This is a genomic window from Stenotrophomonas sp. GQ19 (assembly GCF_059758695.1).
Window position 1 is genome coordinate 20,912 of sequence record NZ_JCAXES010000007.1, and the last position, 26,958, is coordinate 47,869.

A 26,958-nucleotide genomic window follows, 5' to 3' on the forward strand; every position below is an offset into this window, starting at 1 on the left:
TGATGTAAGCGCGCATTGTAGCGGGTGGGCCTACCATTCCCCTGCCGCGCCGCGGCACGTTCAGTGACCGCGAACGGCGTCCATCACGCTGGCCAGACCGTCCTGCCAGGCAGGCAGCTGCAACCCGGCGTCGGACTGCAGCCGGCGCACGTCCAGGCACGAGTACGCAGGCCGGCGGGCGGCGGTTGGATACTCGGCCGTGGTGATCGCCTCTACCCGCGGTACACGCGGCAGGATGCCCCGCGCCACGGCCTCGGCAAAAATGGCCTCGGCGAACCCGTGCCAACTGGTGGCACCTGTCGCGGTCAGGTGGTACGTCCCCGACAGCGTAAGACGCTGCTGCAGGATGTGCGCGCTGACATCGGCAATGAGCGTGGCCGGCGTGGGCGTGCCGATCTGATCGGCCACCACGCGCAGCACATCGCGCTCGGCGCCAACGCGCAGCATCGTGCGCAGGAAGTTGGCACCGTGCGCGGCATACACCCATGCCGTTCGGAAGATCAGGTGGCGGCCACCGGCCGCGCGGATCGCCTGCTCGCCGGCAAGCTTGCTGGTGCCGTAGACGCCCAGCGGCGCGGTGGGATCGTCTTCGCGGTACGGGCGCGTGGCGGTGCCGTCGAACACGTAGTCGGTGGAATAGTGCAGCAGCGGCACGCCGGCTGCCGCGCACCAGCGGGCGATCACGCCGGGCGCCTCGGCGTTCGCACGCCAGGCCGCATCAGGATCCGCTTCGGCGCGGTCCACCGCGGTATACGCCGCGGCGTTGACCACCACGTCCGGCGCGATCCGGTCCAGCAAAGCAGGCAACGATGCTGGATCGTCGAAGTCGGCTACCTCGCAGGGGCTGCCATCGGGCAATGCACCGCTGCGGGTGGTCGCCACCAGCGTGCCCAGCGGCGCCAGTGTCCGCAGCAACGCCTGGCCAACCTGGCCATTGCCACCGAACAGCAGCACGTTCACGGCAGGTAGACCGGCAGCCGCTCGGCGGGGATGTCCTGCAGGAACGGCGCCTGCTCATCCTTGGATGAAAGCGTCGGCGCACTGATCGGCCAGTCCACCGCGATGTCGGCATCGTTCCAGCGCACGCTGGCGTCGGCTTCCTTGACGTACACATCGGTGCACAGGTAATTGAACAGCGCGTCGTCGGACAGGACCGCGAATCCGTGCGCGAAACCCGGGGGAATCCACAGCTGGCGGCGGTTTTCCCCGCTCAGGATGAATGCCTCCCATCGACCGAACGTGGGCGACCCACGGCGGATGTCCACGGCGACGTCATACACCTCGCCCTGCAGAACCGTCACCAGTTTTCCCTGTGGCCGCGGCCACTGGTAATGCAGGCCGCGCAGCACGCCCTTGCTGGACGAGGACACGTTGCTCTGCACGAAGCTGCTGGGCAGGCCCTGCGCCGCGTAGCGCTCGGCGTTCCAGGTTTCGAAGAAGAACCCACGGGCATCGCCGAACACCACCGGTTCAAGCAGGACCAGGCCCGGCAGCGAAGTCTGGATCACCTTCACGGCACAACACCGCGCTGCACCAGCTTGTGCAGGTACTGGCCGTAACCGTTCTTGATCAGCGGCGCAGCGAGTGCCTCAAGCTGCGCGGCATCGATCCAGCCCCGACCGAAGGCGATTTCCTCCGGACAGCACACCTGCAGGCCCTGGCGCGTCTGGATGGTTTCGATGAAATTGGAGGCTTCCAGCAGCGACTGGTGGGTGCCGGTATCCAGCCATGCGTACCCGCGCCCCAGGGCTTCCAGATGCAGGCTGCCCTCACGCAGGTAGCGCTGGTTGAGGTCGGTGATTTCCAGCTCGCCGCGGGGCGACGGCTTCAGTTCGGCGGCGTAGTCGCTGGCATGGCCATCGTAGAAATACAGGCCGGTCACCGCATAGTTGGAGCGCGGTTGCGCAGGCTTCTCGACGAGATCGATGACCTTGCCGGCCGCATCGAACTCGGCCACGCCGTAGCGCTCGGGATCGTTCACCCAGTAGCCGAACACGGTGGCCCCCGACGCGCGCTCGTCCGCGCTGCGCAGCAGCTGGCTCAGCCCATGGCCGTGGAAGATGTTGTCGCCCAGCACCAGGCAGCTCGGCTTGCCGTCGACGAAGTCGCGGCCGATCAGGTAGGCCTGCGCCAGCCCGTCCGGGCTCGGCTGCACGGCGTACTGGATGTTCATGCCCCACTGCGAACCATCGCCCAGCAGCGCCTGGAACAGCGCCTGCTCGTGCGGCGTGTTGATGATCAGTACATCGCGGATGCCCGCCAGCATCAGCACGCTGAGCGGGTAGTAGATCATCGGCTTGTCGTACACCGGCAGCAGCTGCTTGCTGACGCCTTTGGTGATCGGGTACAGGCGCGTGCCCGAGCCGCCCGCCAGGATGATGCCCTTGCGTTGAGTCATGCGGTGTTCCTCAGTCTGTGGGGCAGTGCCACTCAAGCGGCGGTGCCGATGCGCTGCAGGCGGTAGCTGCCGTCAAGCACGCCGTTCACCCAGGCCTGGTTGTCCAGGTACCAGTCGACGGTGAAGGCAATGCCCTGGTCGAAGGTGTACGTCGGCTCCCAGCCCAGCTGGTTCTTCAACTTGCTGGCGTCGATCGCATAGCGGCGATCATGGCCCGGACGGTCGGCGACATAGGTGATCTGGCTGCTGCGCGGCTGGCCGTCCTCGCGCGGGCGGCGGGCATCGAGCAGCGCGCAGATCGCATGCACCACTTCGATGTTTTCCTTCTCCGAGTTGCCGCCGACGTTGTAGGTCTCGCCGACCTGGCCCTTGGCCAGCACGGTGCGGATCGCCTCGCAGTGGTCGGACACGAACAGCCAGTCGCGCACCTGCTTGCCATCGCCGTACACCGGCAGCGGCTCGCCGGCCAGCGCCTTGGCGATCACCAGCGGGATCAGCTTCTCGGGGAAGTGGTACGGACCGTAGTTGTTGGAGCAGTTGGTGGTCAGCACCGGCAACCCGTAGGTGTGGTGGAACGCCCGCACCAGGTGGTCCGAGGCCGCCTTGGACGCCGAGTACGGCGAGTTGGGCGCGAACGGAGTGGTTTCGCTGAACTTGCCGGTTTCGCCCAGCGTGCCGTACACCTCGTCGGTGGACACGTGCAGGAAGCGGAACGCGCCGCCCTTGTCGGCCGGCAGCGCCTTCCAGTAGTCGCGCACCGATTCCAGCAGGGCCAGGGTGCCGACCACGTTGGTCTGGATGAACGCACCGGGACCGTCGATGGAGCGGTCGACGTGGCTTTCAGCAGCGAAGTTCAGCACCGCGTCGGGCTGGTGTTCGGCCAGCAGACGCGCCACCAGGGAATGGTCGCCGATGTCGCCGTGCACGAACACGTGGTCCGGGTTGCCCTCCAGCGGGGCCAGGGTTTTCAGGTTACCCGCGTAGGTCAGCGCATCCAGGTTGATTACCCGCACGCCCTTGGCGACGGCTTCGAGGACAAAGTTACCGCCAATGAATCCGGCACCGCCGGTGACAAGCCATGTGGGCACTACCTGTTCTCCTGTTGGATATTGGTCGGGGCGTCGCATTCACGAACCTCCGACACAGCGGAACAGGATACATCGCGCCTGTCTTCACGACTGCCTGCCGCAGGTGAACGCGGCGGTGCCACCCGCGCAGGCGTGCGGCAATGCAGCATAACCATACGCATTCGCATGGTCGACCTTCGCCAGTTAGAATCCGGGTCCCACCCCCCGAACCGGTTGCAGTCCAGGACCGGACGTTCCCCGTTACTGTGAGCCGGCCAGCGGCCGGCACTACAAGGATCGAGCAGCAGATGAAAATCCTCGTCGCGTACAAGCGCGTGGTGGACTACAACGTCCGCATTCAGGTCAAGCCGGACGGTTCCGGCGTGGTCACCGACGGCGTCAAGCTGTCGCCCAACCCCTTTGACGAAATCGCGCTGGAAGAAGCCCTGCGCCTGCGTGACAAGGGCATCGCCACCGAAGTCGTGGTCGCCACCATCGCCCCCGCCGACGCCCAGGCCCACCTGCGCAACGGCCTGGCCATGGGCGCCAACCGCGCCATCCACGTGGTCACCGACCAGGCCATCCAGCCGCTCACCGCCGCGCGCACCCTGCTCAAGCTGGTCGAGAAGGAACAGCCGGACCTGGTGATCCTGGGCAAGCAGGCCATCGATGACGATGCCAACCAGACCGGGCAGATGCTGGCCACGCTGTGGGGCCGCCCGCAGGCGACCTTCGCCAGCAAGCTGGACATTGCCGACGGCAAGGCCACGGTCACCCGTGAAGTCGACGCCGGCCTGGAAACCCTGGAAGTGGATCTGCCGGCCGTGGTCACCACCGACCTGCGCCTGAACGAGCCGCGCTTCATCAAGCTGCCCGACATCATGAAGGCCAAGGCCAAGCCGATGGAGACCCTGCAGCTGGCCGACCTCGGCGTGGACGCCGCCGATACCTTCAAGACCACCCAGTACGCCGCGCCGGTCAAGCGCAGCAAGGGCGTGATGGTCAAGGACGCGGCCGAACTGGTCGCCGCACTCAAGCAGAAGGGGTTGCTGTAATGACCAAGATCCTCGTTGTTGCCGAACACCATGACGGCAAGCTCAACGCCGCCACCGCCAAGACCGTCAGCGCCGCCGCCGCCATCAGCGGCGCCAGCATCGACGTGCTGGTGCTGGCCGCCGACCCGGCCGCCGTGGCCGCCGAGGCCGCGCAGCTGGCGGGCGTGGCCAAGGTGCTGACCGTGGCCAACCCGGCCAACGCGCAGGCGCTGGCCCAGGTACTGGCGCCGCAGATCGCCGCGCTGGCCACCGGCTACACCCACGTGTTCGGCCCGTCGACCACCTTCGGCAAGGACCTGATGCCGTGCGTGGCCGCCCTGCTGGGCGTCAACCAGGTCTCGGACCTGATGACCGTCGAAGGCAGCCACAGCTTCAAGCGCCCGATCTACGCCGGCAACGCGATCATCACCGTGGAGGTCCCGGCCGACCAGATCGTCGTGGCCACCGTGCGTGCCGCCTCCTGGCCGGAAGCAGCCAAGGGCGGCAGCGCCAGCGTGGAAGCGGCCAGCGTCGATGCGACCCTGCCGAGCCACACCCGCTTCATCGGCCTGGCCGCCGGTGCCACCGACCGTCCGGACCTGCAGAGCGCCAAGCGCGTGGTCTCCGGCGGCCGTGGCGTGGGTTCGGAAGAGAACTTCAAGGTGATCTTCCAGCTGGCCGACAAGCTCGGTGCCGCCGTGGGTGCCTCGCGCGCCGCCGTGGACGCCGGCTACGTGCCCAGCGACCTGCAGGTGGGCCAGACCGGCAAGATCATCTCCCCGGAGCTGTACGTGGCCGTCGGCATCAGCGGCGCCATCCAGCACCTGACCGGGATCAAGGATGCCGGCACCATCGTGGCCATCAACAAGGACCCGGATTCGCCGATCTTCGAGATCGCCGACATCGGCCTGGTGGGTGACCTGTTCACCCTGCTGCCGGAGTTGGAAGCGGCGCTTTGATCCACACTGTCCGCTCCCTCCAGATAGGTGCCTGCCGTGATCGGCTGCGATGAAACCGCGGTGAGTGGCCTTCCAGGCACGCCCCCCGACGTGTCGGTGGTCGTGCCTGTGTACGGGTGCGCCAGTTGTCTGGAAGATCTTGCCGACCGGGTAGGCGCCAGCCTGTCCGGTGCGGGTCTGACCCACGAGCTGATTCTGGTGGACGATGACAGCCCGGACAACGCGTGGCGCCGCATCTGCGAGATCAGTTCGCGATCGGCCGCCGTGCGGGGGCTCAGGCTGTCGCGCAATTTCGGCCAGCACGCCGCCATCAGCGCCGGGTTGTCCCGCGCGCGCGGGGCGACGGTGGTGGTCATGGACTGCGATCTGCAGGACGTTCCGGAAGAGATTCCCGCGCTGCTGGCGGGCCTGGATGGCGAACACGAGATCGTGCTCGGCCAGCGCATCGAACGCCAGGACAGTTGGCTCAAGCGCTCTGGTTCGCGCCTGTTCTACCGCACGCTCGGCTGGCTCACCGATACCCGCTATGACGCCTCGACGGCCAACTTCGGGGCGTACAGCCGCAAAGTCGTGAATGCGATGAACGGCATGCCCGAGATGGACCGGTTCCTGCCACTGATGGCACGTTGGACCGGTTTCCGGACGCGCGCCATCCCGGTGTCGCACGGACGGCGTACCGAAGGCCAGAGCGGCTACAGCCTGCGCAAGCTGATCCAGATGGCCACCCGGATCGTGCTGTCCTTCTCGGACAAGCCGCTGCGGCTGGTCATGTCCCTCGCGTTCGCACTGGCCACAGTGGGCGTGTGCATCGCGCTGTTCGCGATGCTCCGCTACCTGGCCGGTGACATCCAGGTGGCCGGCTTCACCAGCATCCTTGCCTCGGTCTGGCTGGTGGGCAGCTTCATCATGGCCAGCCTGGGCGTGGTCGGGCTTTATCTGGGCCGCATCCATTACGAGACCAAGCAGCGGCCGGCCTTCATTGTCTGGCAGGACACCTGGAAGGACGCGGCATGAATGCCGTCTCCGGCCTTGTACCGGCCGCCCTGGATTCGGCCCGTTTCGGCATCCTGGTCGAGCGCGCTGCGTTCGACGAGGACACCGCCCTGTCCACCATCGTGGCGGCGGTCGCACGCTCGGCGGCCGACCTGATCATCCTGCGCACCGCCGCAGGACGCTCGGACATCGCCACCGCGCTGCAGCAGCAGGGTGAATTCGTCATCCATGCCGACACGCTGGTCTACCACGGCATGCCATTGGCCGCCGGATCGGGTGCGTTGGCCCCCAATGTCCGTGTCGCCACGGCCGCCGACCGTGACGCGATCGCCCTGATCGCCGCAGCCAGTTTCCAGGGCTACCGCGCCCACTACGCCGCCAACCCCCTGTTGCCCCAGGACAAGGTGCACGCCGGCTACATCGAGTGGGCCCAGAGCCGGCTCGACGACACCCCCGACCGCGCCGCCACCTGGGTGGTCACCGACGGCGGTGCCATTGCCGGGTTCGCCACCTGTGACCGGCATGGCGACACCGTCGACATCGTGCTCAATGCGGTCCACCCCGATTTCGAGCGCCGCGGCCACTATGGGCGCCTGCTCGGCCACCTGGCGCACCACTACGCGCAACAGTCGCTGCAGCGCCTGATCATCTCGACCCAGGTCTGGAACTACGGCGTACAGCGGCAATGGGCCAAGGCCGGCCTCCGGCTGTACGCTGCACTGGACACCTACCATCTGGACCGCAGGTTGGCGCGATCGAGCGCGTTGCGCCGACCATGATGCCCCTCTTTCCGCAGGCACGTCCCGACACCGGGGCCTGCCTGCCGCCCTTATTTTCCAGGCGCCTTTCTGCATGAGCTATGTATTCATCGGCATGACCATCCTGCTGACTGCTTACGGACAACTTGTCCTGAAGTGGCAGGTGGGACTGCACGGCCATCTTCTGGCCAGCCCGATCCAGCCCCTCAACCTGCTGCAGCTGCTGCTGAAGCCGTGGGTGATCTCGGCCTTCGTGGCCGCCTTCGGCGCATCGCTGTGCTGGATGGCCGCGTTGAGCCGCATGCCGCTCAGCCGTGCCTATCCGTACATGGCGATCAATTTCTTCATTGTCGCCCTGTTCGCCGCGGTGCTCTTCCGCGAACAGCTGGACGCCTACAAGATCGCCGGCACGCTGATTATCATGCTGGGCGTGGTCGTCCTGTCCCGATCCGTCGCCTGACCCGCCCCGACACCTACCCTGAGAGCCATCGTGATTCCATTCAACAAACCATTCATGACGGGTAGCGAACTGGAGCACATCGCCCAGGCACATGCCAACGGCCATCTGTCCGGCGACGGCCCGTTCACCAAACGCTGCCACGCGTGGCTTGAGCAGAACACCGGCGCGGCCCGCGCCCTGCTGACCCACAGTTGCACTTCGGCCCTGGAAATGGCGGCACTGCTGCTGGATCTGGAGGAAGGCGACGAGGTCATCATGCCGTCGTATACCTTCGTTTCCACGGCCAATGCGTTCGCGCTGCGTGGCGCCATTCCGGTGTTCGTCGACGTCCGGGCCGACACGTTGAACCTCGACGAACAGCTGGTCGAGGCAGCGATCACCCCGCGCACCAAGGCCATCTGCGTGGTGCATTACGCGGGCGTGGCCTGTGAGATGGACACGATCATGGACATCGCCGCGCGGCATGGGCTGGTGGTGGTGGAAGACGCGGCGCAGGCCATCATGTCCACCTACAAGGGACGCCCGCTGGGCACCATCGGCGAGCTGGGCGCGCTCAGCTTCCATGAAACCAAGAACATCATTTCCGGCGAAGGCGGCGCCCTGCTCTGCCGCGACAGCACCTACGCCGAACGCGCCGAAATCATCCGTGAGAAGGGCACCAACCGCAGCCGCTTCTTCCGCGGCCAGGTCGACAAGTACACCTGGGTGGACGTGGGCTCCTCGTTCCTGCCCGGTGAGATCACCGCGGCGTTCCTGACCGCGCAGATGGATGCGGCCCGGCAGATCACCGACCAGCGCCTGGCCATCTGGGACCGATACCACGCCTGGGCCGAAGCCCATGAGCGCGCAGGCACCGTGCAGCGTCCCAGCGTACCGGCCGACTGCACGCACAACGCGCACATGTACTACCTGCTGCTTCCCTCGCTGGAGGTGCGTACCCGCTTCATCGCCGAGCTGAAGCAGCGCGGTGTGCAGAGCGTTTTCCATTACATCCCGCTGCATTCGTCGCCGGCCGGGCTGGAACATGGCCGCTGCGGTTCGGCGATGCCGGTTACCGACGACATCAGCGCGCGTCTGGTGCGCCTGCCGCTGTGGGTGGGCGTGGAACAGCAGATGGACACGGTCCTGCAGCACGCCGACGAGGCGCTGCGCGCCGCCCTGGCCTGACCCCGGTCAGGGGCGGGTGGAACGGCCTGCCTGCGCCCACCCTTCCGGGGCCGGGGCGCAGGCATCACGCAAGCTGAATACAGGCGAGTACGCGGGCCGGGCAGGCTGACGCGCCCTTACGGGGCCTGTCGCTATAATCGACGGTCACCCCAAAAAGGACTTCTTTGATGACGCTTCCCTGCTTCAAGGCCTATGACATCCGTGGCCGGGTGCCCGAAGAACTCAACCCGCCGCTGGCCAAGCGCATTGGTGCAGGAACCGCCACGCTGCTGGGCCCGGGCCCGGTGGTGTTGGGCTACGACATCCGCCTGAGCAGCCCCGAGCTGCACCAGGCGCTGGCCGAGGGCTTCCGTGCCTCGGGCCGCGACATCATCGACATCGGGCTGTGCGGCACCGAGGAAGTCTATTTCCAGACCTTCCACCGGCAGGCCGCCGGCGGCGTGATGGTGACCGCCAGCCACAACCCGATGGACTACAACGGCATGAAGCTGGTGCGCGAGCAATCGCGCCCGATCAGCGGCGACACCGGGCTGTTCGACGTGCGTGACTACGCCGCCGCCGACACCCCACTGCCGACCGACGGCAACGGTCAGTTGCGCCGGGACACCGACAAGAGCGCCTACATCGAGCACCTGCTGGGCTATGTGGACCGCAGCGTCCTGAAGCCGCTGAAGATCGTGGTCAACGCCGGCAACGGTGGCGCCGGCCTGGTGATCGACCAGCTTGCGCCGCACCTGCCCTTCGAGTTCATCCGCATCCAGCATGAGCCCGATGGCAGTTTCCCCAACGGCATCCCCAACCCGCTGCTGCCGGAAAACCGCGCCGCCACCGCCACCGCCGTGCGCGAGCATGGCGCCGATTTCGGCATTGCCTGGGACGGCGATTTCGACCGCTGCTTCTTCTTCGACGCGCAGGGCGACTTCATCGAGGGCTACTACCTGGTGGGCCTGCTGGCCACCGCGCTGCTCAAGCGCCACCCGGGCGGCAAGATCATCCACGACCCGCGCCTGACCTGGAACACCGTGGAAATGGTGCAGCAGGCCGGTGGCGTGCCGATCATGAGCAAGACCGGCCATGCGTTCATCAAGGAGCGCATGCGCGCCGAAGACGCCATCTACGGCGGCGAGATGAGCGCACACCATTACTTCCGGGAGTTCGCCTACTGCGATTCGGGCATGATTCCGTGGCTGCTGATCGCCGAGCTGGTGTCGCAGACCGGCACGTCGCTGGGCGATCTGGTCGCCGACCGCATGCAGGCATTCCCGTGCAGCGGCGAGATCAATTTCCGCGTCGACGATGCCAAGGCCACCGTTGCCCGCGTGATGGCCCATTACGCCAGCGAGCAGCCGACCCTGGACAACACCGACGGGGTCAGCGCCGAATTCAAGGACTGGCGCTTCAACCTGCGCAGCTCCAACACCGAACCCCTGCTCCGCTTGAACGTGGAGACCCGTGGTGACGCCGCCCTGCTGCGCACCCGTACCGACGAGCTGACCGCCCTGATCGGCGGCAGCGCGGCCCAACACTGATCCAGGACGCATCCATGTTGCCCATCGTTCCCGTCATCCTCTCCGGTGGTTCCGGCACCCGCCTGTGGCCCGTCTCGCGCGAGGCCTATCCGAAGCAGTTCCTGCCGCTGGTCGGGGAGGACACCATGCTCCAGGCCACGTGGAAGCGCGTTGCGCAGGTCGCCGGTGCCGCGCCGATCGTGGTGGCCAACCAGGAACACCGTTTCATGGCCGCCGAGCAGCTGCGCGAGTGCAATGTCACCCCGCAGGCGCTGATCCTCGAACCGATCGGCCGCAACACCGCCCCGGCGATCGCCATTGCCGCGCTGCAGGCAATGGCCAACGGCGATGACGCGCTGCTGCTGGTGTTGCCGTCGGACCACGTGGTGCGCGATGAAAAGGCGTTCCACGAGGCGGTCAAGCAGGCCGCGGCCGCCGCGCAGACCGGCAAGCTGGTCACCTTCGGCATCGTGCCGACCGCACCGGAAACCGGCTACGGCTACATCAAGGCCGCGGCCGGCCAGGGCGTGCGCGCGGTCGAGCGCTTCGTCGAGAAGCCGAACCTGGAAACCGCCGAACAGTACGTGCGGTCCGGCGAGTACTTCTGGAACAGCGGCATGTTCCTGTTCAAGGCCTCGCGTTACCTGGCTGAGCTTGAAGCCCTGCAGCCGGCGATCCTGGCCGCCAGCCGTGCCGCGCTGGACAAGGCGTCGCGCGACAGCGACTTCATCCGCCTGGATGCCGACGCCTTCGCCGCCAGCCCGAACGATTCGATCGATTACGCGGTGATGGAAAAGACCGCCGATGCGGCCGTGGTGCCGCTGGATGCCGGCTGGAACGACGTGGGCTCCTGGTCGGCACTGTGGGAAGTGTCGGACAAGGATGCCTCGGGCAATGCCTGCCACGGCGACGTGATCGCGGTCGATTGCCGCAACAGCTATGCCTACGGCAGCCGCCTGATCGCCATGGTCGGGCTGGATGACGTGGTGGTGGTGGAAACCGATGATGCGGTGTTCGTGGGCCACAAGGACCGCGTGCAGGACGTCAAGGAAATCGTGGCCCGGATCAAGCGCGACGGCCGCAGCGAAGCAGCCGCGCACCGCAAGGTCTACCGCCCGTGGGGCGCCTACGACTCGATCGACAACGGCGCCCGGTTCCAGGTCAAGCGCATCACCGTCAAGCCGGGCGCCACGCTCAGCCTGCAGATGCACCACCACCGGGCTGAACACTGGATCGTGGTCAGCGGCACTGCCGAGGTGACCCGTGGCGAGGAGGTCATCCTGCTGACCGAAAACCAGAGCACCTACATCCCGCTGGGCGTTACCCATCGCCTGAAGAACCCGGGCAAGCTGCCGTTGGAGCTGATCGAAGTGCAGTCGGGCAGCTATCTGGGCGAAGACGACATCGTGCGCTTCGAGGACAGCTACGGCCGGGCCTGAGCACGCGCGCGGGTAGTTGGCAGTCCCTCAAGACCCCGCTTCGGCGGGGTTTTCTGCATCTGGTGGGCGTGCATCGGTCTGGCATGCCGCAGTCGCACTTGCGTGGCCAGCTGCAAGTGCAGGACTATCAGCAGTCAGGATGGTCATTCCGGCCTCCCGCCACCCCGTACCTCGAGAGGTTAGCCATGGCCCAGAAGACGACCGGCCTTCACGCAATTCTCTCGGCCCCGTGGGCCTACGACCTGCTGCAGAACATCCTGGGCGCACAGAAGGCACGCAAGCGCCTGCTCAACGACCATGCGCGGCCGGGGCCCAACGCGACCATCCTGGATATCGGGTGCGGGACCGGCGAGATCGTCCCCCACCTGCCAAAGGGAGCTGGCTACCACGGCTTCGACCTGTCCCCGCTTTACATCGAATCGGCCAACCGCCGCTTCGGCAACCGCGCCACGTTCCACTGCATGGACATTGCCGACTACCAGCCACAGGACGGCGACGAACTGGCCGACGTGGTCCTGGCCGTCGGCATCCTGCACCACCTGGACGACGACATCGTGGTGAAGTTGATGCAGTCGGCGCGCAGCAAGCTCAAGCCCGGTGGGCACCTGGTCACCATGGATGGCACCCTGGTGGACGACCAGTCGTCCCTGGCACGCAACCTGATCCTGCGCGACCGCGGCCAGAACATCCGCACGCCGGACGCCTACCGCGCCTTGGCGGAGAAGGCATTCCAGGACGTCAAAGTCACCGTTCGCCACGACATGATCTACGTTCCCTACACCCATTGCGTAATGGAGTGCCGCGCCTGAGGGCGAACGATGCCTGAGCGCGCGTCAGCCACGGGGGGCTGACGGCGGCATCGTGCAACAGCGCCGCGCGGGGAAGCGCGGCGACACAGAGCAACCTGAGCAAGAACAGCACTGCCAGATGATGCCCGGGTTGGGTGAGACCCGGTAGAGACCAAACGTGGTTCTTCCTGCGGAATCGACCTGTGAGCAGAGCATCGATGCATTCGACTGCGGTACCGCACGTGCGCGGGGAAAAGCGCTGGCGCGCCGGTGTGACCGGCTTCCTGACCCGTGAGCGCGGGCGCACCGCAGTGGCGTCGGTGCTGCTGGTGATCAATGTGGTCCTGCTGATCACCTACCTGTTCGTCAGCTACAAGGGGATCTTCCACTCCGATTCGGCCGTCAAGAACCTGCTCGCGCAGGAAATGCACGATACGGCGCGTTTCTTCCCGCCGGGCTGGAACTACGTCAACAAGGACCTGATGGTCCTGTTCGGCCAGCTGGGCATCTTTCCCCTGCTGTTGTTCTTCGACAACAGCTACACGCTCTATGCGATCTCCAGCAGCGTGGTGGCCCTGCTCATTCTGGCCAGCGCCGGCTGGTTCACCGGGCTGCTGGACGGCAGACCCTGGCAGCGGGTGCTGGCCGTGGCCGTGCTGGCCGGCGGCATCTCGGGCGGCGTCGCGGAGGATGTGTTCGGACAGGCCGCCTACGGTGCGGTGGTGATGTTCACCTGCCTGGTCACGGTGCTGGCCTGGAAGGTCATGAGCACCGCGATGGCGCGGCGCGTTCTGTGGTGCGCCCTGCTCTTCGGGCTGGTGACCCTGATCACCTGGAGCAATCCGCAGCGGTCGGCCGCGTCCTATCTGCTGCCGCTGTTCTGTGGGCTGGCCGCCTACGCCTGGGGCGGGGAGTGGAAGCAACGCCTGCAGCGCTGCGTGCCGGTTGTCCTGGCGGCCCTGGGTGGCTTTGCCGCAGGCGCGGTTCTGAGCGCGCTCACGCTGACCCGGGTCAACAACAACGCCGGTGCGGGGGCCGCACGCTGGCTGAGCTTTGACGGGATGGCCGCGAACGTGGTGCACACCGGGCATGCGCTGATGGGCCTGCTGGGCGGCGTGCCGGTCGGCGGTGGCAGCGTGACCACCGCGGCCGGACTGTATGCCGCGGTGAGGCTTCTGGCGGCCCTGGTGCTGCTGGTGATGATCGGCCGGAGGATCGTGGTGATGTGTGCGGGGCCCGGCGATCGCGCGCGTTTCGTGGGCGGGCTGCTGGCGGGACTCTCACTGTGCTTCCTGTTCCTGCAGGCCACCACCACCATTCCCGACATCAACGACCCGGTCAGCGCGGCACGTTACCTGACGCCGATGGTCGTCCTCGGGGTGCTGGCGGTGGTCTGCTCGCCGCTGGATGCCGCCGCGCCGCTGCGGTCGCTGGTGGTGGTGGGCATGAGCCTGCTGCTGGCCACCAGCAGTGTGGTGTCCTTCAATCCCGGGTCGATGATCAATCCGGGCTGGCAGAATCCGCAACGCGACGCGCTGGTCGCCGAGCTGAAGACCCTGGGGCTGCGCTACGGCTATGCCAACTACTGGAACGCCGGGTCGCTGACCGTGCTGAGCGGCAGCGAGATCCGGATCCGCCAGATCATCATTTCCAGTGGCCTGCCCCTGCCCATGCGCCATCTGTCATCCGATCGCTGGTACGAACCGGAGGCGTGGCAGGGCGAGACCTTCCTGCTGCTCAATAACACCGACATGGCCGCGATGGACTGGAGTGCCATGACCCGGCATGCCGGGGCGCCGATCCGAGAATCGCGGGTCGGCAACCTGCACCTGTACGTCTTCAAGCACAACATCGCGCGGGACCTGCCCAACTGGAGCAATGCACTGAACGCGCCGTACCGCCTGTCGGCCGCACCTGACAGCGCGAAGATGGTCGGCCGCTGGGTCGATGCGGAAGGCGCGCTGCGAACACGGGTGGGCGAGTCCGGCTTCCTTCAGTACGGCCCGTACCGGCCGCTGCGTCGCGGCACCTATCAGGTGACCTATGACGTCACCGGCAGCAGCGAGCCGACGGGACAGGTGGTGGCCGTTGTGGATGTATCGGTTGCCGGCGGCACCGGCATTCTGGGGTCCGCGGAGGTTCGCGCAGACGGCCAGACCACGCATACGGTCCAGTTCCGCCTGGATCAGCCGGTCACCGACCTTGAACTACGGGTCATGGCAACGGGCAGCGGCGAGGTGGCGTACAGAGGACTCACGCTCTCGGCCCGGTGAAACACCCTGCGCCAGCGCCCCGATGGGCGCCGGCGAGGGGCGCGATCAACGCGCGGACAGTGTCACGCCCTTGTAGGTGACCTCGCCGGTGCCGTTGGCAACCACGCGCATCTCCAGGGTGGCCACGGGCTTGTCCAGCGTGAACTCGATGGTGTGCTGGGCAGTGCCGTCGCCGCGCACCTCGGCCACGCCCATCACCTGCGCCCCGCCTTCGGCGACCACATCCACGACCGCCACCACCTGCTGTGCAGGATCGGCCTGGCCGGCGACATCGAACGTGACGCTGTAGCGTCCGCGGCCAAGCAACACGTAGGGCCCGAACTGAAGGTAGCCGGACTCGCCGGGCATGGCCTTCAGCGACTGGGTCGAGTCGACCCAGCGCCCGACCGTTTTCGACCCGTCCGGCCCGGCGTTGATCCGCAGCGGCTTGCGCAGCACCGCACTCCAGCCGGGAACATCCAGGGCCAGGTTCTGCTTGAACACGAACACCTGCTTGTCACCGATCCTGGCCTGCCGGATCGGCTGGCCGGCATAGTGGGTCAGCGTGCCCCAGTTGATCGACGCCGCTTCGGTGTCGGTCAGCAGCAGGAACGTCTCGCCCTGCCAGGCTTCCGGCTCGTACCAATGGTCTGACGAAAGGTGGCGCATCGGAACCGGCAGACCGTTGAACACCTCGACCTGCCGGATCTTGACGTCGCCGCCGCTCAGGACGGTGAGCGCACCGGCATTCCAATAGGTCGCATACCCATACTTCAGCCCCATGGCCTTCAGCTCGGCCACCAGCGCATCACGCTGCGGGTTCTGCCAGGCGGGGTGGATCATCGAGCCCGGGTTGAAACGGACCACGCTGTTGGTGGCCAACAGCAGGCTGAGTCCCACCACGAGCAGTGCCCCCAGGCGGGACGCGCTCTGGAGCGGCGAGCAGATCACCAGCAGCAGCGCCAGCGTGGTCGCCGGGGCCAGATAGCGGGCCACGCTGACCGGGTCGTTCATGTCGGCCACGGTGGTGGTGACGTGCAGGAACAGGAAGCACGCGGCCAGACCTGCCACCGTCCCGCCCACGAAGCGTGCCTGCGGGCTGGCACTTTGGCACAGCGCAACGACCTTGCGCCCCATCAGCACCAGCAGGATCACCGCGGCAAGCAGCCGCAGCGCCGCGTAGATGCCCGGCGCGCTGATGACATTGCCGCCACCGGCCGGCACGCCGCCCAGCAGGGCCACCAGGCCGTGGGCGGTATGCACGATGTTGGTGGCCATCGCGTTGAAATCGAGCCAATGGGCTGCGCCCACGCCCGCATTGTTGTTGACCTGCGTCAGCGTCCATACGCTGAGACCGGCGCCGATGACGAACCCGAGCACGGTGGCAGCCACCACCGGCACAGATGCCCGCAGGCGCGGCTTCCAGTCCCCGCCCCACAGGTAGGCGGCCAGGCCGCAGTACAACGGCAGCAGATAGGTGGCCGCGGCGCGTTGCGGATTGCTCCACGTGCACAGGGCAACCAGGACGAACAACAGCGCCCACCACACCGGACGTCGCTGCGGCAGGGCCGTCATCGACTTCCAGGTCAGCACCGTGATCAGGCAGCTGAGCATCAGCAGGATGCCGTATGCCGCCTGGCCGAAGATGTCTTCCTCGATGCCCGCCGAGACGCCGCCGGCCAGCACGGCCAACGCCAGCACACGTTGCCAGGTACTGCCCCCGAGCAGCCCGGTAAACCACCAGACACTGCCCAGGATCAGCACGGCCACTGCAACGCCGGTCACCGCATAAAGCGTGTAACTGCCTTCGTAGAAGAACTGAAGCGGCCACACGCCGAGCTGGGCGAACAGGATCATCAGATCCTTGTTGACGTAGTTCCAGCCCGCCGGGAAGAACCGGCCGGTGTCGTGCATCTCCTGCGCCAGCAGTACGCGGACCGCCGAATCGGAGTGGAAGATGCCCTTGTAGCTGACGAAGAGAAACACCACCAGCAGGACGAAATTGATCGCCAGCAGGAAGGCCGCCAGCAGGGTGCGGCGGCGGTCATCGCACAGGAACTGCCCAGCCCGCAGGAGGGCGTCCGGCCAACCGCGTTGTTGGGCGGGGGCAACGTTCAATGGAGATTGGCTCACGGGGTGCTTCCGTACATCCAGGACAGGGTGGAGGCGAAGTCGAACGCGGGCATCTCACCGACCTTGGCCAACACCTTGTCGTTGGAGCCGCGCAGCGATTTGACTTCGTTGCCGCGCACAAAGGCGGGGTTCACCCGCACCTCGATGGTGTAGCCGGCGAGTGCGTTGAGCGTGTCGATCACCTGCTGCAGCGACCACTCCACGCCGGAGCAGATGTTGTACACCTCGCCAACGCCCGGCGTGGCGAGCAACCGCGCGTACAACTCGGCAACCCAGCGCACATCGTAGAAATCGCGCGACACGTCGATGTTGCCCAGCTCGATCACCGGCGCGCGACGCTTGAAATGCCCCACGATCTTGGGAATCAGGAACCGTTCGGACTGCCCTACCCCGGTGTAGTTGAACGGCCTGACCACGGTGATCGGCAACCGGTCCTTCCACAGCGACGCCATCGCCTCCATGGCCATCTTGCTGACGGCATAGTCATTCTGCGGCGACAACGGCGCGTCTTCGCCGAGCACACCGCCCACGTTGCCATACACGTTCGCGCTGCTGGCCAGCAGTACATGCGCCGGCAGCGTCGACAACCCGGCAAGGGCCTCGAGCAGGTTGCGCGTGCCTACGATGTTGACCCGGTAGATTTCATCGGCATCCCCATGGGCGACAAATGAGATCGCCGCCAGGTGGATGACATAGGCCGGCTGCAGCGCCTCAAGGGCGGCCTGCAGCGCTGCGCGATCGAGCAGGTCCACCGACGCGGTGCCCGACGGGCCCGCGTGCGACCCCAGGGTCACCACCTCGTACCCATCGGCCTGCAGCCGCTCGATCACGTAGCGTCCGGTGAAGCCGGACGCCCCTGTGATCAGGACACGCTTACCGGGGATCTCAGAAGGAGAAACCACGTTCGTTCCTCTTCAGGTCCGCCTCAACCATCATCTGGCACAGCTGTTCCAGGGTGGTCGTCGGCTTCCAGCCCAGCACGCGCGCGGCCTTCTCCGGGTTGCCGATCAGCAGGTCGACTTCGGCCGGGCGGTGGAACTTCGCATTGATGCGCATCACCGTCTTTCCGGTGGCCGTATCGACCGCGGTTTCGTCCTGGTCCTTGCCACGGAACTCGACGTCGATGCCCGCGCCCTTGAAGGCCATCTGCACGAAGTCGCGCACGGTCTCGGTGCGGTTGGTTGCCAGCACGAAGGTATCGGGCTGGTCGACCTGCAGCATGCGCCACATGCCTTCCACGTATTCCTTGGCAAAGCCCCAGTCGCGCTTGGCATCCAGGTTGCCCAGCTCCAGGCAGTCCAGCTGGCCGAGCTTGATCTTGGCCACCGAGTCGGTGATCTTGCGGGTCACGAACTCACGGCCGCGCAGTGGGCTTTCGTGGTTGAACAGGATGCCGCTGGAACCGAAGATGTCGTAGCTTTCGCGGTAGTTCACCGTGATCCAGTGCGCGTAGAGCTTGGCCACGCCATACGGGCTGCGCGGGTAGAACGGCGTCTCTTCGATCTGCGGGATGGCCTGCACCTTGCCGAACATTTCCGAGGTCGACGCCTGGTAGAAGCGGATCTTCGGATTGATCAGGCGGATCGCTTCCAGCAGGTGGAGCGCGCCCACGCCGGTGATCTGTGCGGTGGTGGTGGGCTGTTCGAAGCTCACGCCCACGAAGCTCTGCGCGGCCAGGTTGTAGATCTCGTCCGGCTGGATCTTCTGCACCATCGAGATGGTAGTGCCCAGGTCGGTGAGGTCGTACTCGACCAGATGCAGGTTCGGGTGGTTGAGCACACCCACTTCGTCCAGGCGCCAGAAGTTCACCGAGCTGGTGCGACGGTACGTGCCATGGACCTCGTAGCCCTTCTCAAGCAGCAGTTCGGTCAGGTAAGCACCGTCCTGACCCGTGATACCCGTGATGATTGCCTTCTTCATGATGTGTTTTCTTCTTCAATGATTGATACGGTTTTGGCAGGTCGGTCCCTGCTGCAGATCCGGCAGCAAACGGGAGCGACGTTCTCTACGCGCCGGGTGGCTGCGCAGCGAAGCCGCGCGCCCGGACCCCCAGCGAGCCTGGCAGTAGGCTGAAGCGGGATATTCTGCCACGGGTCTTCACATTACCCGCGACACGCCCATCACAGCCTGCAGCACCGGCCCGCCCTGCCAGTGTCCGCTGTAGCAGCGCCGGCCCGGTTGCCGTCGCGATACGGTAGTCGAGCACGTTATCCAGCGTGCATCCTCGGTGCCCAGTCATCCCAGTTCGCCTCCTGCACGCCGGCCCAGCGCAGATTCCGGCGCGCCACGCTGTCCACCGCCTGCGCGTCGGGCACGCCGAGCAGCAGGTCACCCGGTGCTGCGTCCACGGGTTCATCGGCCAGCATGTCGTCAGGACAGCCCAGCAACGCCAGCGTTGCCTTGCGCGCATAGCGGTAGACGCCGTCACCGCGGCAGGTCACCGGCTCGATCCGCCAGCCCGGCGGCGGCGCCAGCAGCAGCACGCGCAGTCGCTCCAGCGCGCTCTCGTTGCCGGCCGCGCTGAGCGCATCGATATCCACCAATGCCTGGGGACAGGTCGACGCCGCCGGGAAACTCCAGGCCATGGACTGGCCAAGCGCGGCTTCATCCACCATCCCGCCGCCGTGGGCCAGGTAACGACCGAGCGAGGTAACCAACGCCTGCGGTGACGCCTCGGCAGCGGCATGGAACGCTTCGATGGCCTGGTGGTACGCCTCTGCGCATCGACGCGGCCCGTGGACGTCGAGCATGAACGTCCGGGCGTCGGCGGACAGGCGCGCGCGCAACGCGTCATCGCGGTAGAGCGTGACCAGTGCATCCTGCAGCGACGCATCGTCGAACGCATCGGGCAACTTGATGACGACATGGTCCGGCAGGTCGGCCATGGCGCCGTTGGCATTCACCACCGTGGCCAGCCCATGGTTCATCGCGTCCAGGACCGCAGCCGACGTCTCGCCGCGCGAGAAGGTCCGCAGCTGCACGGCAACGTCGCCGGCCATCAGGTAGCGGCGGAAATCGTCCCGCTCGGCGAACCCGGTGATGTGGATACGCTTGCCTGCCGGACTGGACTGGATGCTGCGCTCGAGCGCATGGCCGTAGTCGTTCGGATCGGCCTGGCCGACGAAGACCAGGTGGCACCGCTCGTCCTTGGCCAACGGTGACGCCAGCCACGCGTCGACAAGGCGTGCGTTCTGCTTGGATGGCGCCATGAAGCCGAAGCTGCAGACCACGAAGGCGTTCTCAGGCAGGCCCAGCGCTGCGCGTGCAGCACGGCGCTCGGCCGTACCGAGGAACGCCGGCGCACGCATGAGGGGAACCTCACGCCACGACGCCGTATCGCCGCACGGGTAGTACTGCTGGGCCATGCGCTGCGAAACGGCGGAATGGACAACCACGCCCTGCGCAGCAGACAGCACCGTGAAATTGCACGGATAGTCCTGCATGAGCTGTTCGTGCTGGCGGTCGGCCTTGGCCTGCATGGGCACGTAACCATGCGAGCGGTACAACGCCTCGTTCCACGTGCCACGCATCCCCATGGCCAGTTCGCGGTAGGCGAACAGGCCACTGAGGAAGAAATCGTGCAACACCACCACGCCCGGCACCCGCTCCAGCATTTCCACCATGTGGGCGTGATACATCGAGTTGCCGAAATGGTAGATCACCCGGTCGTAGCCGGCGCCGTGCGCCTGGAACCACGCCAGATCACGCACCCGCGCCGTGCCCTCCACGGCATGGTCGTCGATGCCGGCCTGGGTGAGGATCACATCGATCTCATAGAAGCGCGCCAGCTCGGGAACCAGCTCGGCACTGTAGTCGGCGATCCCGCTGCGCTCCGGCGGCATCGGCGAAACGTAGGCCAGGCGTGGCCGCGGGGCCGCCAGCGGACGCTCACAGCATGCCTCCATGGCGGCGATGGCCTTGATGGCGCTGGCATCCCAGGAGAACTTCAGCGCCTGCACCGGCGCGTGCGCAAGCAGCCGCGCGCGGAAGGCCTCGTCGGTCAGGCCCTGCGCCATCTTCTGCATGATGGCCAGATCGTCATAGGGGTCGAACAGGGCCTCTTCCAGGCCGATGACCTCCGGCAGGCTGGACGTGGCCGCACCGATCACCGGCGCACCACACTGCATCGCCTCCAGCGCGGGCAGGCCGAATCCTTCATGCCAGGACGGGAACACGAACAGCCGCGCGATGTTGTACAGCGCCACCAGGTCCTCTTCCGGCACGAATCCGGTGAGCACCACTTCGTCCTCGCGCAATCCACAGTCGCGCATGAGGGCGGTCAGCAGGCGTCGCGGCTCTTCGTGCACGGAGCACACGATGGCCAGCTGATGCGCCGATCGCACGTTCTTGGGCAACTTCGCATAGGCGCGGATCAGCCCTTCAATGTTCTTGCGATGGTCGATGCCGCCGGTGTACATCACAAAGGGACGCGTCAGCGCGTACCTGCCCCGGACAGCCGCCTCGTCCAGGGCATCGGCACCCAGGCGCTGGAAGCCCTCGTCGATGGCGGAAGAAATATTGACCACGCCGTCGGCATCGAAGCCGAGATGGTCCACTGCCTCCTGCGCGGCCGAGGCGGAGATACCCAGCAGCAGGTCGGCCCGCCGCATCTGCGCGATCTTGCCGTGATACCAGCGCGCCATCACCGGGTTGTCCAGGTAACGCTTGCGGTAGATCAGCGGAATCAGATCGAACAGGGTCACCGCGGTGCGCATCGGGGTACTGCCAACGCCGATGCTGGTGATGGCAGGCTCGCCCAGCCCTTCAAACAGACTGGACACATGCACGATGTCCGGCTTCAACGCCTGCAGGAAGGCTTCACGCAGGCGATCATCCACCCCATCGTCACCGACCAGTCCGGCCGTGCGCACAGGCAGCCAGATGTGGAAGCGGTCCGCCGGAAGCGTGTCACCGAACGCCTTGATGATGGGCTCGATGCTGTCCTCGAAGCGGCCATTGAGCACGACATGGATCTCATGGCTGCCCGCATTGCGCACCATGGCCAGCGCCAGCGACAACGAATAGCGGCCGATACCACGGAAGCGGCTGCCGGACTGCGCGCCCTGAAGGTCGATTACGATGCGCACTTAGGCCTTCGCTCCTACCACTGCATGGCGCAGGCGCAGCAAACGCTGCCTTGCCTGGGCCGAAACATCCGCCGGCAACGGCTCAGCGAGCAGTTGCCGGAGGGCCGTTGAATCCACCGCCGTGATCGCCTGCGGGCCCGGGTGAATCACCGTCGGTCTGCCCAGGGCGGCACCATGCCAGGCGCGAAGGCGCGCATCCAGCGCCGGCATCGACGCCAGGACGTTGCCCGCCGTACGCCGGAGCCTCGGCGAGCGCGACGCACGGCGAAGGACGCCGAAGACGACCCGCTTCACTGCCGGCTTGAACGCCTGCACCCCGTGCCGCGCCAGGCTGACCGGCGCCTTGGCGACGGCGCGCAGCACGCGCGACAACACCCGCAGGGGCGCCGTGACGATCCACGAGGTGCTGTTATGGATGATCGTGAGATCGCCATGCAGCTTGGCCACCTGGGACAGCGCGAGGTCGCGCTCGTCGGAGACCTGTGCGATGGCCGCCGCCACTGCCTCGGCCGCGGCGGCCTTGGTCTGCATCAACTCTTCCTGCAGGCGACCCGCATGGCTCATGGCCCATGCCTGGTCTGCCAGCAGCGCCTTCTGCCGCTCGCTGGCGTCCAGCCGCTGCTGCAGCATGCGCAGCTCGAACTCCGTATTGGCCTGTTGGGTGCTCGACAACACGTCCTTGGTCTGCGCCAGCTCGGCGGATATCCGCGCCAGGTCTTCTCCCCTGCGTGCCGCTTCGCCGTGGGCGACGGCGGCATCGAGGTTCAACTTGGCGGCGAAGGTGGATGTGGCGGTGCCGGCCAGTTGGAAGCGGTCGAATACGTTCGGCCCGACGTGGAAGGCATCGGCCAGCTCCGGGTGGGCGTCACTGACGTAGAAGCGGTTGAGGCCGTCGAAATACACGAACAGGTAGCCCTTCTCGACCACCAGCGCGTCCCACTCCTCGTAGTTCTGTTCCTGGCTCATGGGGCGCGTGCTTTCGATCACCAGCACCCACGGGCGCAAGGGGCCATGCCAGCCCTCCAGGACCTGCTTTTCGGCACCTTCGACGTCGATCTTCAACCAGTGGACATCGCCTTCGACGATCGCCAGGACCTGATCGAGCGTGACCACCGGCACCACGACGCGGGTGACGTCCCGGCCGTCGCGCTCGTAGCCCTCGGCAAGGTCTTCGCGCGAGGTGCTCAAGCCGGTGCCGGACATCGCAAACAGGGCACCGATCCCTTCTTCGGCACCGACCATCACCTGCATCACCACGTCACCCGGCCGCTCCTTGCGAAGCTGGTCCGCATAGAACGGCATGGGCTCCACGTGCACGCCCTTCCAGCCCTGCTCATGGAAGGCGCGGCTGACCGAGTCCTCGTAGGCGCTCTGCGCACCGACGTCCACGTAGTTGCCTGCCGGCACGTGACCCAGTGCGCGCCAGAGGATCACATCCTCGAAATTCTGCGCATAGGAAATGATGCCGTCCTTCATGCGATGCCCCCCTTCGCAGGCACATGCTGGGCGGTACCCCGTTCGATGACGAAATCGCCATCAAGCCAGGTCGTACCAATGAACACGTCCCGATCCACATTCACCACGTCGAAAACCAGCAGGTTGTCGACCCATTCGTAATTGTTCTCAAGATGGTTGTCCCCGCTCACCAGCGCCGGCGAGACCGAATAGGAACCCGGGCCGAGCGTGCAGGTGAACGGAAGCGAAAACACCACCGTCTCGCCGGCAACCAGCCCATGCTCCACCTGTTTGGTATGCCAGGTATTGGTGCCCCAGACCACGTGCCCATACTTGTCGCGGACCATGTAGCCCAGCACCAGCCGGTCCACCGGCGCGTGCACGCCGGCAACCAGGCGAAGCTCCACCTTCTGCCCCACCGTGGCGACCTGGATCGGGTTGCCCTGCGCATCCAGCAGTGCCAGTGAATTGCAGGTCACTTCGCGCGTACCACTGCGCGTCAGCATCCAGCCATCCGCTTCGCGATGCTGCTCGATGTTGAGCGAGGCATTTTCCTTCTTCGCCACCAGCGCGTTGTAGTAGTCCACCACTTCGTCGGGCGACCCATCCTTGAGCACGCGGCCGGCGTCGAGCAGGATCACGCGATCGCACAGCGTCTTCACTTCGGACATGCCGTGGGAGACGAACAGGATCGACGTGCCCTGCTCGCGGAAGGCCCGGATGCGGTCGAAGCTCTTGTGCTGGAAATAGGAGTCGCCCACCGACAACGCTTCGTCGACGATGAGGATGTCCGGCTTGAAGGCGGTGGCCACGCTGAAGGCCACGCGCATCTGCATGCCGCTGGAGTAGGTGCGGACGGGCTGGTCGAAGTAGTCGCCGATCTCGGCAAACGCTTCGATCGCCGGCATCGCCTCCAGCACCTGGCTCATCTCGTAGCCCATCAGGCCAGCGGCATGGGTGGCGTTCTGGCGACCGGTCAGCTCGGGGTTGAAGCCCATGCCCAGTTCAAGAATAGCGGCAATGCGCCCGCGCCGGCCCACCTGGCCGACGGTGGGCCGCACGGTGCCGGTCACGATCTTGAGCAGGGTGCTCTTTCCTGCGCCGTTCTGACCGATGAGGCCAATGGCCTCGCCCGGCCCGACGTGCAGGTCGATGTCCTGGAGCACCCAGTGCTCATCGGTGGGACGGGCGGGAATGCCAAACCAGGAGGCCACCCGCTTCCATTCGCTGCCCCAGGTCCGGTAGGACTTGCCAACGCCGGAAAGTGTCAGTTCGCCGCTCATAGTGCATCCACCATTTCAGGCGAGGCCCGCCGGAACACGATCATCGCCACCAACGCAGCGGCCAGGGTAAAGACGGTCAGCACCGCCAGCTCGCGCAGCATTGGCGGCTTGCCGAACACAAGCACGTTCTGATAGCTGGCCACCAGCGGGTACAACGGATTGAGCTTGAAGAACTGCTGCACACGCTCCGGCAGGATGTTGATGCTGTAGACCACCGGGGTGAGCCAGAACAGCGCCTGCAGGACCACCGGCACCACCTGCCCGATGTCGCGCATGAACACATTGAGCGAGCCAAGCAGGATGCCCACCGACATGGACAGCAGCAGCGTCAGCAGCATCAGCGGCGGCAGCCACAGGGCCTGCGCGTCCGGCAGATGGCCCAACGCGGCGAACACCCCGAAGATGGCCACCATCAGCAGCACGTTGGTGACCAGCATCTGGCCCGCCGCGATCAACGGCAGGCACAGCCGCGGGAACGCCATCTTCTTCATCAGGTTGCCATTATCGATGAATAGATTGGTGCACTTCTGCAGCGTTTCAGAGAACAGCGTCCAGCACAGCTGCCCGGCCATCAGGAAGATCGCGTACGCATACTTGTTGTCGATGCCGGGCAGCTTGGCAGCCAGCACTTCGGACAGGATCAGCGCAAAAATAAGCACCTGGGCCAGTGGATGGATGATCATCCACAACCCGCCCAGTTTGCTTCGGATGAAGCGCGACCGCAGGTCGTTCTTGATCGATGAGAGGATGAAGTGGCGGTAAGCCCACACCGCACGTAGAAGTTCTTTCATGACACCCTTTGTTGGGAATGCCGGTCGCCCGGCAAGGAAGTGCGTTCAAGCAGGTGGGTGATGGCGCTGCGCAGGCCCGATGCGCACGCAGCCGATGACAAGGTCTGATGGATATCCGTACGTGCCTGCGCGCCCAGCGCCCCGGCCAGGGCCGGCTCACCGCGCACGCGGCGCATGGCAAGGGCGGCCTGGTCGATATCGGCGTCGGCCCAGCGCGCACGGGGATCACCCGGGTAGTCGCCAGGCTGCACCGGCACCAGCTGCGCATCAACCAGCAGGCTGTTATGCGCCGTCATGAAGTCCAGGTTGCCCGACCACGCCGTGGCGATCACCGGCTTGCCGATGGCCATGCATTCGGCCATCCCCAGCCCCAGTCCTTCGCTGCGATGCAGGGACACAAAGGCGTCGCAGCACCGCTGCAGCGCGGCCACATGCGCAGGGGCGATCAGGTCGTCACGCACCTGCACGCGGTCGTCGGCGCCGGCAAGGGACAGCAGCGTCTGCAGGTGCTCCGGATGGCGGTGCCCGTGGCTGGTCTTGAGCAGCAGGCGCACCGAACGATCGGCGGGCGGAAACGCCGCGCGGAAGGCCGCAATCACCGCACCGGGATTCTTGCGCTGCATCCACGAATTGAAGTCGAAACTGTACAGGAACAGGAAAGGCGCCTCTTCCAGTCCAAAATCGCTGCGTTGCAGGCCGCTATCCACCGCTGCGTGCATCGGTACCGGTACGTGGAACAACGGCGTACTGCACGCGCGGGCAAAGGCATCCTGGATGAACTGCGTCGCCACGACGATGCCATCCACACGCGCGATATCCGGCTGCCATGCCTCGGGAATCGCCTCCAGCTCCCAGAACCAGCTGGCCAGCAGTGGCTTGCCCTGCAGGCGCGCGGGACCGATGCGGTCGAGCACCTCGGAAAAATCATCCGGATTGGTACAGACCAGGTTGACGGCGTGCGGGGCAGACGCGTCGTGGTAGCGGGCCAGGTGTGGATCGGCGCCGTTGCCCGGGGCACCGATGTCCACCAGTGCGACGGGCACGCCGTTGCCTGCCAGGGCGCGCGCATACGCACGCGCCACTTCGGCCAGACCGAACTCGCCCGAAAAATGGCCGAACACGTTCAACCCGGGCGCACCGGGTTCCGATGGACGAACCGTCGGCGCGGCCGGCCGCTGGATGGGCTGCGACCAGGCCGGCGTGCGGACGAAGCGCAATTGCTCCACCACGCTGCCGGCCATCGCCGAGGACACCTTTTCGCGCCACGCCCGCGGCAGCGGGCGATACAAGGCCCGCACCAGACCCTGGCTGCGCAGCCATGCCGACAGCCGCAACCAGCGACTGCCTGTCGGCACAGGTGCCGCCATCACGGCGATCCGGAGGCAG

Annotated in this window: 22 protein-coding genes; 10 read left to right on the forward strand and 12 right to left on the reverse strand. The window is 66.2% G+C overall.

Annotated features, from left to right (window positions below):
- Positions 1–60: 60 nt before the first annotated feature.
- From rfbD to rfbB, 4 genes are read right to left on the reverse strand one after another with little or no spacing between them, the layout of a single operon-like run.
- Positions 61–960, reverse strand: coding sequence for a dTDP-4-dehydrorhamnose reductase (gene rfbD / locus AC6CHL_RS13670; protein WP_498294826.1), 900 nt, complete (start codon positions 958–960; stop codon positions 61–63).
- Positions 957–1,514: a dTDP-4-dehydrorhamnose 3,5-epimerase gene (gene rfbC / locus AC6CHL_RS13675; RefSeq protein WP_159495672.1), complete on the reverse strand. Its 558-nt coding sequence runs from the start codon at positions 1,512–1,514 to the stop codon at positions 957–959. Before rfbC ends, rfbD begins: the two co-directional genes overlap by 4 nt.
- On the reverse strand, positions 1,511–2,398 hold the full coding sequence (gene rfbA, locus AC6CHL_RS13680; RefSeq protein WP_159495671.1) for a glucose-1-phosphate thymidylyltransferase RfbA: 888 nt from the start codon (positions 2,396–2,398) through the stop codon (positions 1,511–1,513). The genes rfbC and rfbA overlap by 4 nt, the downstream gene beginning before the upstream one ends.
- 32 nt (positions 2,399–2,430) lie before the next feature.
- Entirely contained in the window at positions 2,431–3,486 is a 1,056-nt protein-coding gene (gene rfbB, locus AC6CHL_RS13685; RefSeq protein ID WP_498294829.1) for a dTDP-glucose 4,6-dehydratase, read from the reverse strand.
- A gap of 287 nt (positions 3,487–3,773) precedes the next feature.
- Between rfbB and AC6CHL_RS13690 the strand changes: the two genes are divergently transcribed.
- The 10 genes from AC6CHL_RS13690 to AC6CHL_RS13735 all read left to right on the forward strand — a co-directional run bounded on the left by AC6CHL_RS13690 (position 3,774) and on the right by AC6CHL_RS13735 (position 14,844).
- Positions 3,774–4,520 carry an electron transfer flavoprotein subunit beta/FixA family protein gene (locus tag AC6CHL_RS13690; protein WP_038690629.1) on the forward strand — a complete coding sequence of 249 codons (747 nt, stop codon included), beginning with the start codon at positions 3,774–3,776 and terminating at the stop codon, positions 4,518–4,520.
- Positions 4,520–5,458: an electron transfer flavoprotein subunit alpha/FixB family protein gene (locus tag AC6CHL_RS13695; protein WP_498294831.1), complete on the forward strand. Its 939-nt coding sequence runs from the start codon at positions 4,520–4,522 to the stop codon at positions 5,456–5,458. The genes AC6CHL_RS13690 and AC6CHL_RS13695 overlap by 1 nt, the downstream gene beginning before the upstream one ends.
- Positions 5,459–5,518: 60 nt before the next feature.
- Positions 5,519–6,472, forward strand: a complete 954-nt coding sequence (locus AC6CHL_RS13700) for a glycosyltransferase family 2 protein (protein WP_498294833.1) — start codon at positions 5,519–5,521, stop codon at positions 6,470–6,472.
- On the forward strand, positions 6,469–7,230 hold the full coding sequence (locus AC6CHL_RS13705) for a GNAT family N-acetyltransferase (RefSeq protein ID WP_463600326.1): 762 nt from the start codon (positions 6,469–6,471) through the stop codon (positions 7,228–7,230). The genes AC6CHL_RS13700 and AC6CHL_RS13705 overlap by 4 nt, the downstream gene beginning before the upstream one ends.
- Positions 7,231–7,282: 52 nt before the next feature.
- Positions 7,283–7,669, forward strand: a complete 387-nt coding sequence (locus AC6CHL_RS13710) for an EamA family transporter (protein ID WP_478070266.1) — start codon at positions 7,283–7,285, stop codon at positions 7,667–7,669.
- 30 nt (positions 7,670–7,699) lie between these two features.
- The gene (rffA, locus tag AC6CHL_RS13715; protein WP_463600325.1) at positions 7,700–8,836 is read left to right on the forward strand and encodes a dTDP-4-amino-4,6-dideoxygalactose transaminase; all 1,137 of its coding nucleotides are present in this window, start codon (positions 7,700–7,702) and stop codon (positions 8,834–8,836) included.
- 167 nt (positions 8,837–9,003) lie between these two features.
- Positions 9,004–10,365: a phosphohexomutase domain-containing protein gene (locus tag AC6CHL_RS13720; RefSeq protein ID WP_498294835.1), complete on the forward strand. Its 1,362-nt coding sequence runs from the start codon at positions 9,004–9,006 to the stop codon at positions 10,363–10,365.
- A 14-nt stretch (positions 10,366–10,379) separates the two neighbouring features.
- The gene (locus AC6CHL_RS13725; protein WP_463600323.1) at positions 10,380–11,783 is read left to right on the forward strand and encodes a mannose-1-phosphate guanylyltransferase/mannose-6-phosphate isomerase; all 1,404 of its coding nucleotides are present in this window, start codon (positions 10,380–10,382) and stop codon (positions 11,781–11,783) included.
- A 185-nt stretch (positions 11,784–11,968) separates the two neighbouring features.
- Positions 11,969–12,592: a class I SAM-dependent methyltransferase gene (locus AC6CHL_RS13730; protein ID WP_159495664.1), complete on the forward strand. Its 624-nt coding sequence runs from the start codon at positions 11,969–11,971 to the stop codon at positions 12,590–12,592.
- 197 nt (positions 12,593–12,789) lie between these two features.
- Complete coding sequence (locus AC6CHL_RS13735; RefSeq protein WP_498294837.1) at positions 12,790–14,844, forward strand: hypothetical protein; 2,055 nt, start codon at positions 12,790–12,792, stop codon at positions 14,842–14,844.
- A 45-nt stretch (positions 14,845–14,889) separates the two neighbouring features.
- On the opposite strand, the gene AC6CHL_RS13740 is transcribed toward AC6CHL_RS13735, so the two are convergent.
- From AC6CHL_RS13740 to AC6CHL_RS13775, 8 genes are all read right to left on the reverse strand, one after another.
- Positions 14,890–16,956 carry a hypothetical protein gene (locus tag AC6CHL_RS13740; protein WP_498294839.1) on the reverse strand — a complete coding sequence of 689 codons (2,067 nt, stop codon included), beginning with the start codon at positions 16,954–16,956 and terminating at the stop codon, positions 14,890–14,892.
- On the reverse strand, positions 16,953–17,858 hold the full coding sequence (locus tag AC6CHL_RS13745) for an NAD-dependent epimerase/dehydratase family protein (RefSeq protein WP_463600320.1): 906 nt from the start codon (positions 17,856–17,858) through the stop codon (positions 16,953–16,955). Before AC6CHL_RS13745 ends, AC6CHL_RS13740 begins: the two co-directional genes overlap by 4 nt.
- Positions 17,842–18,876, reverse strand: a complete 1,035-nt coding sequence (gene gmd / locus AC6CHL_RS13750) for a GDP-mannose 4,6-dehydratase (RefSeq protein WP_159495660.1) — start codon at positions 18,874–18,876, stop codon at positions 17,842–17,844. Before gmd ends, AC6CHL_RS13745 begins: the two co-directional genes overlap by 17 nt.
- 287 nt (positions 18,877–19,163) lie before the next feature.
- Positions 19,164–22,043: a glycosyltransferase gene (locus AC6CHL_RS13755; protein ID WP_498294841.1), complete on the reverse strand. Its 2,880-nt coding sequence runs from the start codon at positions 22,041–22,043 to the stop codon at positions 19,164–19,166.
- Positions 22,044–23,519 (reverse strand): FkbM family methyltransferase, encoded by a 1,476-nt coding sequence (locus AC6CHL_RS13760; RefSeq protein WP_498294843.1) that lies wholly within the window; start codon positions 23,517–23,519, stop codon positions 22,044–22,046.
- Entirely contained in the window at positions 23,516–24,781 is a 1,266-nt protein-coding gene (locus AC6CHL_RS13765) for an ABC transporter ATP-binding protein (RefSeq protein WP_478070183.1), read from the reverse strand. Before AC6CHL_RS13765 ends, AC6CHL_RS13760 begins: the two co-directional genes overlap by 4 nt.
- Positions 24,778–25,572 (reverse strand): ABC transporter permease, encoded by a 795-nt coding sequence (locus AC6CHL_RS13770; protein ID WP_354285168.1) that lies wholly within the window; start codon positions 25,570–25,572, stop codon positions 24,778–24,780. Before AC6CHL_RS13770 ends, AC6CHL_RS13765 begins: the two co-directional genes overlap by 4 nt.
- The gene (locus tag AC6CHL_RS13775) at positions 25,569–26,939 is read right to left on the reverse strand and encodes a glycosyltransferase (RefSeq protein WP_498294845.1); all 1,371 of its coding nucleotides are present in this window, start codon (positions 26,937–26,939) and stop codon (positions 25,569–25,571) included. Before AC6CHL_RS13775 ends, AC6CHL_RS13770 begins: the two co-directional genes overlap by 4 nt.
- Positions 26,940–26,958: the final 19 nt, after the last annotated feature.